The sequence below is a fragment of the Nocardiopsis exhalans genome (assembly GCF_024134545.1).
GTDB lineage: Bacteria > Actinomycetota > Actinomycetes > Streptosporangiales > Streptosporangiaceae > Nocardiopsis > Nocardiopsis exhalans.
Genome location: NZ_CP099837.1, coordinates 7,362,670 through 7,378,602 on the forward strand (window position 1 = coordinate 7,362,670; position 15,933 = coordinate 7,378,602).

Annotated in this window: 19 protein-coding genes; 2 read left to right on the forward strand and 17 right to left on the reverse strand. The window is 68.2% G+C overall.

Features of this window, described 5'->3' with window-relative positions; translation table 11 throughout:
• The first annotated feature begins 173 nt into the window (after window positions 1–173).
• Window positions 174–2,165, forward strand: coding sequence for a serine hydrolase domain-containing protein (locus tag NE857_RS32910; protein WP_254419112.1), 1,992 nt, complete (start codon window positions 174–176; stop codon window positions 2,163–2,165).
• Between the two features lie 290 nt (window positions 2,166–2,455).
• On the opposite strand, the gene NE857_RS32915 is transcribed toward NE857_RS32910, so the two are convergent.
• From NE857_RS32915 to NE857_RS32935, 5 genes are all read right to left on the reverse strand, one after another.
• Window positions 2,456–3,889 (reverse strand): dihydrolipoamide acetyltransferase family protein, encoded by a 1,434-nt coding sequence (locus tag NE857_RS32915; protein WP_254419113.1) that lies wholly within the window; start codon window positions 3,887–3,889, stop codon window positions 2,456–2,458.
• Window positions 3,890–3,908: 19 nt separating this feature from the next.
• Complete coding sequence (locus NE857_RS32920) at window positions 3,909–4,889, reverse strand: alpha-ketoacid dehydrogenase subunit beta (RefSeq protein ID WP_254419114.1); 981 nt, start codon at window positions 4,887–4,889, stop codon at window positions 3,909–3,911.
• A 3-nt stretch (window positions 4,890–4,892) separates the two neighbouring features.
• Window positions 4,893–6,008 (reverse strand): pyruvate dehydrogenase (acetyl-transferring) E1 component subunit alpha, encoded by a 1,116-nt coding sequence (pdhA, locus tag NE857_RS32925; RefSeq protein WP_254419115.1) that lies wholly within the window; start codon window positions 6,006–6,008, stop codon window positions 4,893–4,895.
• A gap of 355 nt (window positions 6,009–6,363) precedes the next feature.
• The gene (locus NE857_RS32930) at window positions 6,364–6,915 is read right to left on the reverse strand and encodes a PIN domain-containing protein (RefSeq protein ID WP_254419116.1); all 552 of its coding nucleotides are present in this window, start codon (window positions 6,913–6,915) and stop codon (window positions 6,364–6,366) included.
• Window positions 6,916–6,927: 12 nt separating this feature from the next.
• On the reverse strand, window positions 6,928–7,395 hold the full coding sequence (locus NE857_RS32935) for a helix-turn-helix domain-containing protein (RefSeq protein ID WP_254419117.1): 468 nt from the start codon (window positions 7,393–7,395) through the stop codon (window positions 6,928–6,930).
• A gap of 116 nt (window positions 7,396–7,511) precedes the next feature.
• Here NE857_RS32935 and NE857_RS32940 point away from each other — a divergent pair, with 116 nt between their 5' ends.
• On the forward strand, window positions 7,512–7,799 hold the full coding sequence (locus NE857_RS32940; protein WP_254419118.1) for a hypothetical protein: 288 nt from the start codon (window positions 7,512–7,514) through the stop codon (window positions 7,797–7,799).
• A 212-nt stretch (window positions 7,800–8,011) separates the two neighbouring features.
• Here the strand turns inward: NE857_RS32940 and NE857_RS32945 are convergent, their stop codons facing one another.
• The 12 genes from NE857_RS32945 to NE857_RS33000 all read right to left on the reverse strand — a co-directional run bounded on the left by NE857_RS32945 (window position 8,012) and on the right by NE857_RS33000 (window position 15,837).
• Window positions 8,012–8,461 (reverse strand): helix-turn-helix domain-containing protein, encoded by a 450-nt coding sequence (locus NE857_RS32945; protein WP_254419119.1) that lies wholly within the window; start codon window positions 8,459–8,461, stop codon window positions 8,012–8,014.
• A 71-nt stretch (window positions 8,462–8,532) separates the two neighbouring features.
• The gene (locus tag NE857_RS32950) at window positions 8,533–9,120 is read right to left on the reverse strand and encodes a GNAT family N-acetyltransferase (RefSeq protein ID WP_254419120.1); all 588 of its coding nucleotides are present in this window, start codon (window positions 9,118–9,120) and stop codon (window positions 8,533–8,535) included.
• The gene (locus tag NE857_RS32955) at window positions 9,117–10,160 is read right to left on the reverse strand and encodes a protein-L-isoaspartate O-methyltransferase family protein (protein ID WP_254419121.1); all 1,044 of its coding nucleotides are present in this window, start codon (window positions 10,158–10,160) and stop codon (window positions 9,117–9,119) included. Before NE857_RS32955 ends, NE857_RS32950 begins: the two co-directional genes overlap by 4 nt.
• A gap of 22 nt (window positions 10,161–10,182) precedes the next feature.
• The gene (locus NE857_RS32960; protein WP_254419122.1) at window positions 10,183–10,602 is read right to left on the reverse strand and encodes a lasso peptide biosynthesis B2 protein; all 420 of its coding nucleotides are present in this window, start codon (window positions 10,600–10,602) and stop codon (window positions 10,183–10,185) included.
• Window positions 10,599–10,871, reverse strand: a complete 273-nt coding sequence (locus NE857_RS32965) for a PqqD family peptide modification chaperone (RefSeq protein WP_254419123.1) — start codon at window positions 10,869–10,871, stop codon at window positions 10,599–10,601. Before NE857_RS32965 ends, NE857_RS32960 begins: the two co-directional genes overlap by 4 nt.
• Window positions 10,868–12,685: an albusnodin/ikarugamycin family macrolactam cyclase gene (locus NE857_RS32970; RefSeq protein WP_344010290.1), complete on the reverse strand. Its 1,818-nt coding sequence runs from the start codon at window positions 12,683–12,685 to the stop codon at window positions 10,868–10,870. The genes NE857_RS32965 and NE857_RS32970 overlap by 4 nt, the downstream gene beginning before the upstream one ends.
• A gap of 55 nt (window positions 12,686–12,740) precedes the next feature.
• Window positions 12,741–12,860 (reverse strand): lasso RiPP family leader peptide-containing protein, encoded by a 120-nt coding sequence (locus NE857_RS32975; protein ID WP_254419125.1) that lies wholly within the window; start codon window positions 12,858–12,860, stop codon window positions 12,741–12,743.
• A gap of 133 nt (window positions 12,861–12,993) precedes the next feature.
• The gene (locus NE857_RS32980) at window positions 12,994–13,833 is read right to left on the reverse strand and encodes a helix-turn-helix domain-containing protein (protein WP_254419126.1); all 840 of its coding nucleotides are present in this window, start codon (window positions 13,831–13,833) and stop codon (window positions 12,994–12,996) included.
• Window positions 13,833–14,378, reverse strand: coding sequence for a DUF6879 family protein (locus NE857_RS32985; protein WP_254419127.1), 546 nt, complete (start codon window positions 14,376–14,378; stop codon window positions 13,833–13,835). Before NE857_RS32985 ends, NE857_RS32980 begins: the two co-directional genes overlap by 1 nt.
• Window positions 14,362–14,562, reverse strand: coding sequence for a hypothetical protein (locus NE857_RS32990; protein ID WP_254419128.1), 201 nt, complete (start codon window positions 14,560–14,562; stop codon window positions 14,362–14,364). Before NE857_RS32990 ends, NE857_RS32985 begins: the two co-directional genes overlap by 17 nt.
• Before the next feature lie 196 nt (window positions 14,563–14,758).
• Entirely contained in the window at window positions 14,759–15,307 is a 549-nt protein-coding gene (locus NE857_RS32995) for a hypothetical protein (RefSeq protein ID WP_254419129.1), read from the reverse strand.
• On the reverse strand, window positions 15,304–15,837 hold the full coding sequence (locus NE857_RS33000; protein ID WP_254419130.1) for an ATP-binding protein: 534 nt from the start codon (window positions 15,835–15,837) through the stop codon (window positions 15,304–15,306). Before NE857_RS33000 ends, NE857_RS32995 begins: the two co-directional genes overlap by 4 nt.
• Window positions 15,838–15,933: the final 96 nt, after the last annotated feature.

Genomic DNA, 15,933 nt, shown 5'->3' on the forward strand with positions numbered 1-15,933 from the left:
CCCAACACTGAATAGGACCCGACCAACATTGTGTTGGTTCCTCCCGGTTCGGTAATTTTTGCGCCCGGCACTACAGCCAGCCACCCCAGAAGAACGGCCCCCAGCCCCAATGCCCCCGGCGGGCGGAATTTCTAGCGTTGAGGTGACCCCGACCGACCTCCGCTGGAGCCCTCATGTCCTCGCCCCTCACGCACTCCGTCCGCACCCGAAGCCGTCCCGCCTGGCCCGCCGCACTCGGCCTCCCACTAGCCCTGGCCCTGGCCGCTCCCCTGCTGCTCACGCCACCGGCACCGGTCCAGGCCCAGGCCCTCAGCCCGGCCCCACAGCTCACCCCGGACACGGCGCAGGATTTCGTCGACGTCCGCGTCCCCGAACTCCTGGCCGAACACGGCGCCCCGGGGCTGGCGGTGTCGATCGTCGCCGACGGCGAACCCCTGGCCTGGGCCGCGCACGGGGTAGCCGATCTCGCGGACGGAACGCCCATGGACGCGGAGTCCCACGCCTTCCCCGCCGCCTCAATCGCCAAGTCCTTCACCGCTACGGCCGTGCTCCAGCTCGCCGAACAGGGGGAGGTGGACCTGCACGAGGACGTCAACGCCTACCTGCCCGAGGAACTGCGCGTACCGGACACCCACCCGGATGAGCCGGTCACCCTCCACCACCTGCTCACCCACACCCCGGGGTTCGACGAGCGCACCGGCATGGACGACCCAGAGGACCCCGCCGGCCAACGGGACCTCGAGGAGTTCCTGCGGGACAACACCCCCGAGCGGATCTTCCCGCCGGGCCGGTACGCCGCCTACTCCAACTACGGGACCGGCCTGGCGGGGTTCGTGGTCCAGGAGGTCAGCGGGTTGCCGTTCGAGGAGTATGTCGAGCGGAACGTGTTCGCGCCGCTGGGCATGAACGGCACGGAGTTCGGCCAACTGCACGAACTCGCCGACCAGCACGACCTCGTCACCGGACACGGGCCCGACGGCGCACCGGCGGCCCTCGTCCACATCCCGCTGGTACCCGCCGGGGCGGCGGTGACCACCACGGGGGACATGGCCAGGTTCATGACGGCGCTGCTCAACGATGGTGAGTTGGACGGCGAGCGCGTACTCGGCGCCGAGTCGGTGGCGATGATGCTCGACCGGCAGTTCGAGCACCACCCGGACGCCACCGCGATGGGCTACGGGACCTACGAGTGGAGGACCGGGCCGCCCCGGGGCGTGGGGCACGGCGGGGACCTGGACGGCATCCACACCGGCTACCTGGTCCTGCCCGAACTCGACGCGGGGGTGTTCGTGGCCGTCAACGGGGACGACACCGACCCTGAGGCGGGGGCGAGCCTCCTGCACGATCTGCGTTTCGCCGTGCTGCACGCCTTCGCCGACGAGTTCGGCCCGGCCGACGCCCGGGCCGGTTCCGAAACCGCCCCCGAGGCCGACCCCGGAGACGACCTGAGCGCCTACTCAGGGAGCTACGTCACCACCCGGCGCGCCGTTGAGGGGACCACCCGGATCATCACTCTCTTCGACAACCTCGCGGTGCGCGACGCGGGTGACGGGACGCTGCGGGTCCGAGGCGCCCTGATCCCCCGAGAGCGCTGGCTCCCGGTCGGCGACGGGGTGTTCGTCGGCCAAGACAGCGGGGAACGGCTGGCCTTCACCGTCGAGGACAACCGGGCAACCGCCGTGTACCTGGACGCCAACCCGACCAACGGCTACGACCGGACCTCGGCGCTCGCCAGCCCCGGGCTCCATCTGATCACCGTCGTCGTCGCCCTGCTGGTACTGCTCACCGGCACCGCGCACCTGCGACGCCCGCGTGGCGCGCGTGGCGCGCGTGGCGCGGCGCGGGTCACCGCCGCCGTGTCCGCCTCCCTCACCGCGCTGGCCTGCCTGGTCGCGGTCGGGTTGGTCGCCTACGCGGTCACGGACGTGAACCGGCTCCGGGACTGGGTCTTCGGTGACTCGGTCGTCCTGACCCTGCCCCTGGCACTGGCTGTTCCACTCGCCCTGGCCACGGCCGGGTTCGCGGTCACCGCCTGGGTCCGGGGCTGGTGGGGCGGGGGCCGGTGGGGCCGGATCCGTCGCGTGCACTACTCGCTGCTGCCCCTGGCCGCCCTCGCCGTGGTCGCGGTCGGCGTCCAGTACGGCCTGGTCTGGCCGCAGGGCTGAGAACAGGGGCCCGGGGCCGCGCGCACGGGCAGAGTGCTCAACAAAATCCTCGGTCAAGGGTTGGTAACGCTCCTGGAACGGGAACACCTACTGTTAGGGCCCGCCCCCACCCCCTTGGGGGACGGGCCCGTCCACGTGTCGGCGCCCCGAGTGGTCCGAGCAGCGCGAGCGCCCGGGCAACCGGAGCAACCCGAACGCCCCCGAACGCCCCCGAACACGCCGAAGGGCCGGCGCGGACCCGGGATCACTCCCCGGCCGCACCGGCCCCTCGCTCTTCTTCGGCCCCGGGGCTAGCCCCAGGCCAGAGCGGTCAGCTCCGGGTCCTCCAGCGCGGTGCCGATGTCACGCAGCACCTTGGAGCCCAGCTCGCCGTCGACCAGCCGGTGGTCGAAGGAGAGCGACAGGGTGGTCACCTTGCGGATCTTCAGCTCACCCTTGTGGACCCACGGCATGTCGCGGATCTGCCCGAAGGCGAGGATGGCGGCCTCGCCCGGGTTGATGATCGGCGTACCGGCGTCCACTCCGAACACACCGACGTTGGTGATGGTGATGGTGCCGCCGGACATGTCGGCCGGGCTGGTCTTGCCCGCCCGCGCCTTCTCGGTCAGCGCCTTCAGGGACGCCGCCAGCTCCGGGAGGGTCTGGGCGTCGGCGTCCTTGATGTTGGGTACCACCAGGCCGCGCTCGGTGGCTGCCGCGATCCCCAGGTTCACGTAGTTCTTGACCACGATCTCCTGGTTCTGCTCGTCCCAGGAGGCGTTGACCTCCGGGTGGCGGCGGACCGCCATGAGCAGGGCCTTGGCCACCAGCAGGAGCGGCGACACCTTGACGTCGGCGAAGTCGCGGCGCTCGCGCAGCCGGGCCACCGCCTTCATCGTCTTGGTGACGTCCACCTGGAGGAACTCGGTGACGTGCGGTGCGGTGAACGCGCTGTTCACCATGGCCGCGGCGGTGTGCTTGCGCACGCCCTTGATCGGGACGCGCCGCTCGCGGGCCGTGCGGTCCGGCGCGGGCGCGGCCTCGGCGGCCGTCGCGGACGGGGCTGTCCCCTGCGGGGACGCGGCGGCCTCCACGGCCGCGTGCACGTCCTCGCGGGTCACGACCCCGCCCTTGCCGGTCGGGGCGACCGTCGCCAGGTCCACTCCGAGGTCCTTGGCGAGCTTGCGCACCGGCGGTTTGGCCAGCGGCCGCCCGGAGGCGGGCGCGGGCCCGGCGGGCACCGCGACGACCGCGGGAGTGGGCTCGGCGGGCTTGGGTGCGGGCGGGGACACCGGTCCCGAGGGGCCCGGGCGGCGGCGGGCGCGGCGCTGCGTGGCGGACGCCTTCTCGCCGTAGCCCACCAGGGGCTTCTCCCGCTCCTCGGTGTCCTCGGCGGGGCCGGCGGTCATGCCGGCGGCCGGGGCCGGAGCCTCAGCGCCGGACCCGGAGTAGGGCGCGGTACCGGAACCCCCGGTGCCGTCGTCCACGGTGATGATGACCGAGCCGACCTCGACCGTGTCGCCCTCGGCGGCGAGCAGCTCCTTGACCGTCCCGGAGAACGGGACGGGGAGCTCGACGACGGCCTTGGCGGTCTCGATCTCGCAGATCATCTGACCGTCGGTGACGGTGTCGCCCGGCTTGACGTACCAGGTGAGGAGCTCGGCCTCGACCAGGCCCTCACCGACGTCGGGCAGTTTGAACGAGTGCACGCCGTCAACGGCGGGCGCGCTCTTGTGAATCGCCATGTTGTGCGGTTTCCCCGATCTAGTACGCGAACGCCCGGTCGACGCCGTCCAGGACCCGGTCCAGGTCCGGCAGGTAGTGCTCCTCCAGCCTGGACTGCGGGTAGGGGGTGTCGAACGCGGCCACGCGGATGACCGGCGATTCCAGGTGGTAGAAGCACTCCTCGGTGACCCGGGCGGCGATCTCCGCGCCGGGGCCGCCGGTGAGGGTGGCCTCGTGCGCCACGACCAGACGGCCGGTGCGCTTCACCGACTCGGTGATGGTCGGGTAGTCGATCGGCGCGAGCGAGCGCACGTCGACGACCTCGATGGAGTGTTCGGTGTCGGCCTCGGCCGCCTGGAGGGCGGTCTTGACCATCGGCCCGTAGGCCAGCAGCGTGCAGTCGGTGCCGGGGCGCGCGATGCGGGCCGCACCCATCGGGGTGACCTCGTCAATGGAGGCCCCGGTGTCGACCTCGGTCTTCTCGTAGTAGCGCCGCTTGGGCTCCAGGAAGATGACCGGGTCGTCGGAGCGGATGGCCTGCTGGATCATCCAGTAGGCGTCCTCCGGGTTGGCGACGGTGACCACGCGCAGACCGGCGGTGTGCTGGAAGTAGGCCTCCGGCGACTCGCTGTGGTGCTCCACCGCGCCGATGCCGCCGCCGTAGGGGATGCGCATGACGACGGGCATGGCGAGCTTGCCCGCCGAGCGGCGGCGCATCTTGGCGAGCTGGGTGAAGGTCTGGTTCGCGGCGGGGAAGAAGAACCCGTCGAACTGGATCTCCACCACGGGGCGGTAACCGCGCATGGCCATACCGATGGCGGTGCCGACGATGCCGGACTCGGCCAGCGGGGTGTCGATGACCCGGTCGGCGCCGAAGTCCTTGTACAGGCCGTCGGTGACCCGGAAGACGCCGCCGAGCTTGCCGACGTCCTCGCCCATCATCAGGACCTTGGGGTCGTGCTCCATCGCGGCGCGCAGTCCGGCGTTGATGGCTTTACCGATAGTGAGGTTGGTTCCCATGGCCTAGCGGCCCCCTTCCGCGCCCGCACCCTCGAAGGAGGACAGGTAGTCGGCGAACTCGGCCCGCTGCTGGTCGATGTGGACGTTGGGTTCGGCGTAGACCTCGTGGAAGATGTCCAGCGGCTCGGGGTCGGGCATGTTGCGGCACTGGCTGCGCACCGTCTCGCCGACCTTGTCGGCCTCCTCCTCGATCGAGGCGAAGAAGGCCTCGTCGGCGAGGCCGTTGGCCTCCAGGTAGCGGCGTACGCGCAGGATCGGGTCCTTGGCCTTCCACTCGTCGAGCTCGCCCTTGTCCCGGTAGCGGGTGGGGTCGTCGTTGGTGGTGTGGGCGCCCATCCGGTAGGTGAACGCCTCGATCAGCGTGGGTCCGTTACCGGTGCGCGCGTTGTCCAGGGCGGCGCGGGTGACCGCGAGGCAGGCGAGGACGTCGTTGCCGTCCACGCGCATGCCCGGGAAGCCGAAGCCGGCCGCGCGCTTGTAGATCGGCACGCGGGACTGGCGTTCCAGCGGCTCGGAGATGGCCCACTGGTTGTTCTGGCAGAAGAAGACCACGGGGGCGTTGTTCACCGAGGCGAAGTTGAACGCCTCGTTGGTGTCGCCCTGGCTGGTGGCCCCGTCCCCGAAGTAGGAGATGACGGCGGTGCCGTCCTCACCGACGGCGCCGTCGCGCTGGACGCCCATGGCGTAGCCGGTGGCGTGCAGCGCCTGGCTGCCGATGACGATCGTGTACAGGTGGAAGCCGTGCTCGTGCGGGTCCCAGCCCCCGTTGCTGGCGCCGCGGAACATGCTGAGCAGTTCCTTGGGCTGGATGCCGCGGCACCAGGCGACGCCGTGCTCGCGGTAGGAGGGGAAGGCCATGTCGCCCTCGTGGAGTGCGCGCCCGGAGCCGATCTGCGCGGCCTCCTGACCCAGCAGGGAGACCCACAGGCCCAGTTCGCCCTGGCGCTGGAGGGTGATCGCCTCGCTGTCGACCCGGCGGACCAGCACCAGGTCTCGGTAGAGCGCGCGGATCTCCTCCGCGGTGATGTCCAGGGGGTAGTCGGGGTGCTCGGTGAGCTCCCCTTCCGGTGTCAGGAGCTGGATGAGCTCCGGTTCCTCGTGCGCGGCGGTGTCCGACACGTCGCTCCTCGGGTTCTCGGGGCCGACTTCGCGTGGGTGAACGCTGATCGACCGTTTAACGGCCCATGCGCTCCCAGGGTGTGGGGAGGGTCATGGACAGCCCTCCCCACATCGTGACAGAACTCACTGTGGGGAGCGCAAGACCCCAGCGGCACCTTTTACGTTGTGCGACCCATGCTCCCGGACGCGTGACCAGCTGAGATACCAGGGCTTCCTAGCATTTACAAGGACTTCCAACTACTTTGTGACAACTTGTCCACAACAGGCAGATAGCGCCCTGTCCGGAACCCCGGATGTGCACGGCCCGGCCCGTGTGAGTCGGCGCCCCGCCTTGCGAATCCGTGTTCCGGAGCGCTCAACGCAGGTGTCGACGAACTTCAGCGGCGAACTGGGGTACGCCGGTTCGTTCCAGCAAGGCGAGCACCCCGGGGACGGTCGTCGGTTCGCGGCGGTAGGAGGCAGCCTGCTTCTCCAGAACACCGAGCGTCAGTCCCGGATAGAGGTCGAGTTGATCAAGAAGAAAATCATCCGGGTGCACGGCCAGGACGTCGTAGGGCTTGAGCGCTACGTCTGGGAAGTCCTTCGTGTTGAAGGTAACAATGACCTCGGCGTTTGCCCGGACAGCGCCAGCGAGGACGTGCCTGTCCTTGGGATCGTTCTTCATGCCGTCGATCAGCGTCTCGTAGCCGTGCACCGTAGCGTCGGGAAAAGCGCGGTTCATCTGGGTGATCCTGCGTTCGACCTTGTCCGTTGCGACACCTCGCTTGACGACGTTGCGGCCGAGCTCGTCAAGGACGTCGGCAGACCACAAGGGCCGGTACGCTCCGGCGGCCGCGAGCCGTAGGAGGGTGTCGCACAGGTAGGCGGGATAGAGCACACAGGTGTCGAGAAAGGCGGGAAAAGCCACTGCCTGCCACTCTCACCTGGTGCTCTCAGGGGTGGAGGTCACGTCGTACAGGCCCGTTTCCTCGGCGTCGACCGCCATCTGGTCCAGGACCTGCTCCCGCTCCTGCCGAGTGCGCTCCTGGTAGTCCAGGACATCGCGGAGGAGTACTCGGCGATGCCGTCCACGCATGCTGAAGGGGATTTCGCCCTCGCTCAGGAGCCTGACCAGGGTAGGACGGGAAATACTGAGCAGATCAGCCGCCTCCTGCGTGGTCAGCATGGTGTTGTGCGGAGCGATGGAGATCGCCAACCCCTGAGAAAGCGCTGCCACGACGTCGCGCAGGACTCCGTAGAGCTCCTCGGGGACATCGATTTTCGAGCCGTCCGGGCCGATGAGCCGTGCGCGCGGCCGACGGTCGTCAGTCAGGTCACGAGCGAGTCTGGCCAGCTCGGACCGGTCATCCGGTGGAAGGACTGTTCGTTCCCGCAGTGTCGTTGCCATAACGCCATCCTACCCTAATCGAAAAAAACGAAATCCTCTGCTGCGTTTGCTTCGCTTATTGCGAATACTTCGGCTGTAGATGAGGTGTCTGTCTCTTGAACGAGCGAGGAGGGAACATGACTGTGCTGTCTTCGCACCTGGATACCAAGCAGATCGAAGCAGCCGAAAGCGCACTACCCCGTATCCGCCGCTACCTGGACGAGCATCAAGAGGCACTGACCCCGGTCCCTGTGACCGTCGAGGAGAGCCGGGAGGAGCTGTTGCTCCCGCGAGCCGCGGTCGAGCTCCTGGTCAGCGTCCTCACCCACATGGCAGCTGGACGGGGGTCTCGATCGTCCCGGAGCACGCCGAACTGGCGACTCAGCAGGAAGCGGACATACTCAACGCCTCTCGAACTCATCTGATCGGCCTGCTGCAGGCGGAGGAGATCGAATATCGCAAGGTCGGCACCCATCGACGGGTGCAATCCGCGCCCCTCATGGACTACATGCGCAGAGACAGCCAGTGCAGCCGCAAAGCCGCCGATGAGCTGTCCACGATGAACCAGGAACTGGTCTTGGGCTGAGGTCTCCTTCGCCTGAGAGCCGGGGAATCACGCCATGCGTGACTTGCTCTTTCAGTACGGGAGATCGGCGGACTCGACTGCATCGGCGATCTTCCGTCTGCCTTCCCTGCGCCTCTCGCGCCTGGCCTGGAACTCCAGAACGTCTTCTAGCCGAACCACCCGATGACGGCTACCAGGCAGGTGCTCCGACGGAATCGCTCCCTCATCCAGCAAGCGCACGACGAAGGGCCTGGACAGGCCCAGCACCTCCGCGGTTTCCGCGGGGGTCAGGGTGGTCTCGGCGGCCAACACCCGGACCACGTGTCCGACTGAGAGTTCACCAGCCAGAGCCAGTAGTGCCTTGACCAACGCTTCGGACAGGGGGAGCTCACTCCCGTCGGCGAGCTTCAGAGCCAGCTGTGACTCCTCGCCCACCCCTTGAAGCAGCCGCTGGGCAGCGGAACGGTCTTCAGCGTCAGGTTCGATCGTGGGGGAGTCACCCAACACGCTCGCTCGCGCCATCACGGCCCCCTCCGTAGAATCATCTGAAATAAGTGCAACAAGAATTCACGGGTTCAGCACAGCCAGCGTCATCAGGAGTCGGCTCCGAACTGTTGCTTGACCCGCGAAGGGCCGGGAAACTCCGCGGGGACGACGTCCATGTGGATCTCGTTGACACGACGGCCCAGCCACTTGTTGGAGTTGCGGCGCATCCCCTGACAGCGGAAACCCGCGCGCTCATAGGCGGTGATCGCTCCGGCGTTGGGTTCCAGCACGGTCAGGTAGACGCACTCCAATCCGGTGACGTGGAAGGCGTAGTCCAGCACCAGAAGGGTCGCCTCGGTACCGACCCCCTTGCCTCGGGCTTCGGAGGCTCCGATGGCCACGGTGTACTCGGCGACATCCAGTCCCAGATCGAGCAGGAGCATGGCTGTGCCCACCGGAAGCGGTTCGGGACCGTCCACGGCGTAGACGGTGAACTTGATCTGCCGTTCGGAAGAGGACTCGTAGGCGCTGGTGTAGATCTCCCGGGTGGTCGCGATCTGCTGGGGAGTCTGCCGGTTGTACCCGACGATGGTGGAAATGCGCTGCTCCCACCGCCAGTAGTCCTCCAGCAGGTCGGAGCGGATCGGGCCGATACCGGCCCGGTCACCGTGCAGCCAGAGCTCAGGTTTGTTCATGCGCGTTCGTCTCCGGCGAGTTCGGCGCGTACACGCCACCCCTCATCCTCGCGAGTGAGCACCGGGCTCAGGTCGGGGTAGCCGGGGCGACCTGTCTGACGCCAGTCCTCGACCCAGACGCTCAGACGCTCCAGCGCCCCGGAAGCTCCGCTGTGCAGAGCGCTGCCGGTGTCGGCGGCCGTGAACACCGCCACCCCTTCGGGGTCCGCGTACCCCACACCCCAGAGAGGGCCGCCCAGGCCCACCACGCTGATCTCTTCGGGATGGCGGGCGTAAAGGTAGGCGGTCAGGTCCACGGCCGACTCCCCCGCTTCCAACACACCGGCCCGCGTAGTGCCCTCGTCGGCCAACACCTTGAGCAGGCCACGTGCGGCTTCGCCGTCCCGGCCCACCCAAGGCGCGGAGATCCACAGGTCCAGGCCCTCATCGGAGCGCACCAGGGCGTCGACGCCACGCGGTGGGACCAGCCACTGCTCCAGCTCCACATCGTGCATCTCCACGTAGCGCCCCGCGAAGAGCTCCACACCTTCGGGGCCGAGTTCGGGGTCCACACGAGCGCGCAGGATCGCGGCGCTGCGCACGCTCGGTGCCAGTTCGACGGGGGTGACGATCACGGCGTCCGGCGCCGCTTGTTCCACCCAGGCCCGGGGAAGGAGGCTCGGTGTCGTCCAGGCCACGACCCGATCGAAATCCCCCTTTCCCGGGGCACCCAGCGCGCCGTCGCCAGTGATCAGGGCGACGTTGGTTCGCCCTTGGGATTCGTGCAGGTCACGCGCCCTGGTGGTGAGCTCCGCAACCACGTCCACCGACACCACCGAACCCGCCGGTCCCACGAGCTCGCTCAGCAGCGCACCGGAGAAACCCGAGCCGGTGCCGACCTCCAGCACCCGCATTCCGGCCCACACGTCCAGCCGTTCCAGGAGCTCGGCGATGGCCGAGGCCGCTGTGCTCTGTGTGACGAGGTTCCCGTCCGGCCGAAGCGTGTAGTAGTCCTCGTCGACGGCCGCGAGCGCGGCGGTCACGTTCGTCTTGTCGCCCATCGTTTCCCTTCACCAGTGGTGGTCATGTCCGTTGCAACAACAGGTAGGGGCGATCGGGTTCGGAGGGCTCACCGACCGGGACCCCCTCCACCTCGATCCAGGCATGCGCCGCGTAGGGCATCAGGCGTGCCCCGATGCACCAGTCCACGGAGCGCCGTGTCAGCAGTGCGGCGAGCGCGGCCGCGAGGGAGTTCTCCAGGCAGGCCGCACGGCCGGGGAACCATTGCGCGGCGCGGCGAACCGCCGTCACGAGGACCTCGGCTTCTCCAACGGTGGCGGAACGCACGGCCCAGCGCCGGAGTGCGCCGACGAGCGCCACGCTGCGTTCGAGGGGTAGGCGCAGCAAGAGGACGGCCAAGACGAATCCGCACAGTCCGGCGCAGCGGTAGCGCAGTCGTGGGAGCGCGGAGGGCGGCGGGGGAAGGGCCATATGCGAACTCAAGGAGTGCTCTCCTCACGCAGCAGGCCGCGCTCGCACAACGCCGCGCGAAGGGACCGGGTGTCCTCGAGTAGACGGTCTTCCGAGACCCTCAGTTGGTCGGCCAACCGTGTCGCCGTGTCCTCTGGGGACACACCTTGGCTGAGGGAGCGCCATATCGCCGCAGCGGTGGGGTTCAGCCCGAAGAACCTGCCCGAAGACAGGTCCAGCAGCATCGCGCCGTGCTCGGTGCTCGCCTGTCGGACACCGGGGGCGGGGCCGAGTCCGGTCATCGCTCTCCTTCCAGGACGACGGAGCGCTCCGCGGGAAGGGCCAGAGCGCGGTCGAGCCCGCGCAACCACACCTCGGCGGACACGACTTCGGCGATTGCGGCCATCGCCGCGTATCCGCCGCTGATGGCCCGTTCCAGTTCAGCCTTGATCAGGTGGGGTTCGAGGATGCCCAGATCCGCCAGGCGCGAGTCCTCCACCAGACTGCGCAGCCGAGCGGCGTTGCGGCGAACCCCGTGGTACTCACACGCCCCGTAGTCGCCTTTGGTTCGGCGTTCGTACAGTTCGGCGAGTAGATGTTCGGCGAACGCGGCCTTCAGCAACGGCTTGGCCTGGAAGACCGAGGCTCGTTCCACGGCGGGGACCGACAGGCAGGCCGCGACGACCTGGTTGTCGAAGAAGGGTGCGGCCACCCGCACGTCCGAATGGGCGGCGATGTCCGCGAACAACCGGGTGTCCGCGGCGTGCCGACGCAGCATGCGCAGCGCGTGCGCGTCGACCCCGTGGGCATCGTCCACGCTTTCCGCCGCGTGGCGGAGTCGTTCCGCCACGGTGGCACGGGCTCTTGAGGTGCCCCACGGAGCGGACGGCCCGAGGTGGGCCCAGACGATATTGCGTTCGACCCGAGGGGCATTGCCCCGGAAACCGTTCGAAGGGAGCCCTTCCAGCCGTGCGGCGAGGGCCGTGAGCGTTTCGGCGTAGGTCGTGCGGGAGGCCCTCCAGACGGAACGCATGATCCGGTGTACCGGCCGGTGCCTCAACCTCGCCCAGCCGCGGGTCTCCTGGACCAACCGCGGCAGACCGCTCCTACGGGTCAGGGCCGTGAGGTAGGTGAGCGGGGCTCCCAGCACCGCGTCCCCGCCGTCCCCGACCAGGTGCGGGGAGGCTCCGGACGCCGGCAGCAGACGGACGCGATCGCGCGCGAAGATCACCGTGTCCAGGCTCGGATGATCGGTGAGCGGAACGTCGTCCATGCCGGTGAAGGGTAGGGACGCCGCGTCCCCCTTCACGATGACCTGCGCCAACCCTGATGCTCTGGAGGCGAGTAGCGCCGCGTAATCGGCGTCATCGTCGTTGACCGCGAACGGGTCCGTATAGGTCAGCGCTGGCAGTGGTTCGTCCCGGTAACGTGCGGCCAACAGCGCGAGCGTGGACGAGTCCATCCCTCCGGAAAGGTCCGCGGTCACCGTGTTCGCTCCGCTGACCCGTGCGCGCACACCGGTTTCCAAGGCCTCGCGGAGCGCCTCCGCCCCCTCCCGGAACAATGTCCGGTTCCACGCCGGGTTTCGGGGAGCGAGGGACACGCTTGCCCCGTTCAGGAGCAGAACCCGATCCGGTGGTACCTCGGTGGCTCGTTTGTGAAGGGAGCCTCCCGGGAGGCCGGTGTGGAAATCCGAGCAGAAGAGCCGTGCGGCGAGAGCGTCCGGATCCAGGTCGGCGGTGGAACCGCGAACGAGGGCCAGCGGTGTGGACGCGAACTCGATGCCTTCCGAGCCTTCCCGGTACCACAGGCGGTGCAGTCCGGCCAGGTCCGTGGCGAGGGCCGTCTGCCCGTCCTGGGAAACGATCGCGCAGTAGGAACCGCTGAGTGAGGCCGCGCTACCCGCCGCCTCGCACAACGATCCGCCATGGGAAAGGGCTTCTCGGAGCTCTTCGTCGGTCGCCAGGCACTCGCCCAGGAGAAGGGCGGAGCGACCATGCGCGACCGTGTGTCTGATCAAGGGCTTGGGCCACACCCCGAGTAGCCGCACCCGAGGATCCGGGGCCGCGCCGGATCGCCGCGCGCTGGAACCGGCGAAGTACCTTGTCACCGCCACAGGATCGCCTCCCCACGGGCGTGCCGCCCCGAAGGGTGGGGCGGCACGGTTTCGGTCAGTAGTAGCGGGAGGTGTTGAGGTCCGCCGTGTCCTGCGACCCGTTGCCGAGGATGAGCTCACGAGCGTCGCCGAGGTCAATCAGCACCGGGGGCTCGTACACCTGTTCTTCCTGCATGTTCACTCCCTGAGAGTCCGAGAGGACGGGCTACCTTCGAGCATGAGCAAGACTATTCCTAGAAACTACATAGGTCAAGGAATAAAAGGATGTCCTCTCGTGGCGGGTGGGACGGGAACCAGATGACGAGACGTCAGGCGTGCTCGCGGACCAGGTCCGCGAGGAAGGTGCGCGCCTCGTCGTCGTAGATCGCGGCATCGGCGAACAGCTGGAACATGCGCAGGTGGAAGTCGACGTCCCTGGGATCCGTGAGGACCCGATGCGTCGTGAAGTTCTCTACAGCGACCTCCCGATCATCTCGGATGTCGAAACCGTTGTTGGGGAACTCGGAGACTTCGACCCGCCAGGGCAGCAGACCCAGACGCACATTCGAGAGTGTCGAGAGGTTGGCCAGACGGTCCATCTGGGCCGTCATCGTCGAGGAGCCACCCATACGCCAGCGAAGAGCGGCCTCCGTGATGACGAAGTGGAACCTACGCTCAGGCCGGAAAAGCACCGACTGCCGATCGATCCTGGCGGCCACAGCCCCTGGAACGTCGACACCGGCGCCGGTGAGAGGGCGGCTGAACACCGCACGTGCGTACTCAGCCGTTTGCAGCAGCCCCGGAACAGTGCTCGGCTCGAAGACCCGCAGAAGGGTTGTGGAGGACTCCACACGCTTGATGCCCTGCTGCTCTTGCTCGAGACCACGCTTACGCAACATACGCAGAGATCGGTAGCGGTCGTTCAGCTCCGAGGTCGACGTTTCGAGGGCGTCGCGCTTCTCCTGGCCCACCCCGTACAGGGCGACCAGCTTCCGCACATCCTCCAAGGAGGGGGTTGCTCTGCCGGTTTCGAGCTTGGAGACCTTGGACTGGCTCCACCCGAGCCGCTCGGCGACGACCACCCCGGACATACCGGAAGCCGCACGAAGCTGCCGAATCTCTTCGGCCAGCTCCGCACGGTCACGTTCGAACGATGCAGGTGTGTCCATCAGCCCCGGTGATACTGCGGATGCGCTCTCCAATACTCGTTGAAGGGTACGGCCTGCGCCATGGCCAGGTCACGCTGGGCTCGGTAGTGCTCCAGGTCAGGCACGTCCACCAGCTCTTTGCCGAGGTACTCGCCATCGTCCCGGTAGTTCATGCGCACCACGTGGGTGTCGTCGAAGAACCAGAAGTCCTCGTCGACGAGACCGTCGGGGCGGCCCTTCTCTGCGGTGTCGAGGATGAAGATCTCCTCCCCCGCCTGGGAGTTGAAGACGTATCCCCACTCCATCTCGTAACGGAGGTAGTCGTTCAAAGGACTGTGAACCACGTGCACGCGGAAACGACGGATGCCCTGCCGGGTCTGCTCCGTCACCTCGCGCATGTAAGGGGTGGTCACACCCACCCTGGGGCAGGGGTCTCCGGCCAGGTAAGCGGCTAGCTTCGCCGCTTCGGACACCGGGTTGTAGACGGGCAGGGTCTCCAGCCGGAACACGCTCTTGGCGGCTTCGTCGAACAGATCGTCGAAACCGGCATCACTCAGCGACGACATGGTTGCCCTTCAACAGGTCGGCGGGCACCTCGACCGCACTCTCCCCGACTGGTAGGCCCAGTTGTTTCAGGGCCTGTGGATCAGAGATGACATAACCCTGGACGACGAAGGTTCCACGGTCGGTCTCATAGACAGCCGGGCAGCTCTTGTTCTCGCACCCGTCACTGATCTTCGTGAGCTTCAAAAGCGTCTCCTTTCGAGAGGGCTTGCCTGGAAGATTATTCCAACAAGCTTGTCCAATCTGAGAATATGACCGCATGTGGCCATCTACTCGTCGTTGCGTGACCACGTCGCGGACACGTTGCTGACCGACACCGATAACCCCCGGGCCGCACCGGGCCCCGCGTTCCGGTGCGGCCGTTCGGGTGGGTTGTGGCGGATCAGCCCAGCAGGGCGACCAGGTTCTGGCCCATCGCTCCGGCCGTGACGGCCAGGGCGTAGCCGGTCAGGAGAAGGTCGATTCGGCGGCGGGGCTTGCGGTGGCCAGCGGGACGGCGCGGGCGGTCCGACCTACGCGGGAGCGGCGGGGGCGGCACCCGCTCCCTGCGCGGGCGGGGGATCGACACCGGGCGTTCGGGCTCGGCTTCCTCGGCGGGCTCGCGTGCCGGTTTCGGGGCGGGGGTGCGATCGGGAACGTCGTCCTGACGCCAGCAGGATTCGGAGGCCTCGGCCCTTCGCAGCCACGCGGGCGGGTCCCCTTGGGCGAAGCGGCGGCGCAGTCCGGGGGTGTCGGGCATCCGCGCGAGGATTTCGCGCTCCCTCGGGGTGCGCCCCAGGGAGACCAGCGGCGGAAGCGATTCGGGCACACGGCCGCCAGAGGAATGCACTTCCGGGCGGATTCCGGGACGGAGGATGGGACGGCTGAAGCGTCGGCCTCGGGGAGCGTCCAGGACTCGGCGGAGGTCGAGGGGTACGGTCTCGGTGCTCATCGGGCGCCTCCGCAGACACAGGTGGTCTCGGAGGCGGTGGGGTAGGCGAACTCGGCCCAGAGCACCGCGCCCAGCACACTCAGCGAGTCGGGGTCAGCCCAGCGCTGGGTGCCCCACTCGTTGGCGAGCTGGTGGATGAGCTGGAGGCCGCGCCCGGACTCGGCCTGCTCCCAATCCGCCGCCGATCGCCGCTCGGGCGGGAACATCGGGCGGGTGTCCAGGGGTCCGTCGTCGATGATCGAAAGACGCAGGGTGGTCTCGCGGCCCATCACGATGGGCGTGGAGAGCATCCGGATGACGGTGCCGCCGGAGCGCTGTGATCGGGTATGGGTCACGGCGTTGGCGAAGGCCTCGCTCGCGCAGAGCTCGACGTCCTCGCGGATGTGGCGGGGAACCCCGGCGAGGGATGCGAGGTCAGAGCGGAGCTCCGCCCGGAAGCGGGGGCAGGTGGAGGGCGTTCCGGGGTACTGGCGCGCTTCCCAGCGCCGCCCCGGGTAGGCGGGAGTGGGCATCTGAGGGAGAATGGACACGTCGGCAACTCCTGTTCAAAGCGTTGGTTGTCGGCCTGGCCCCGGGGGTGGTGCTACACCCGCCGGGGTTTCTCATGCCACCGGAGTGCGCTGGAG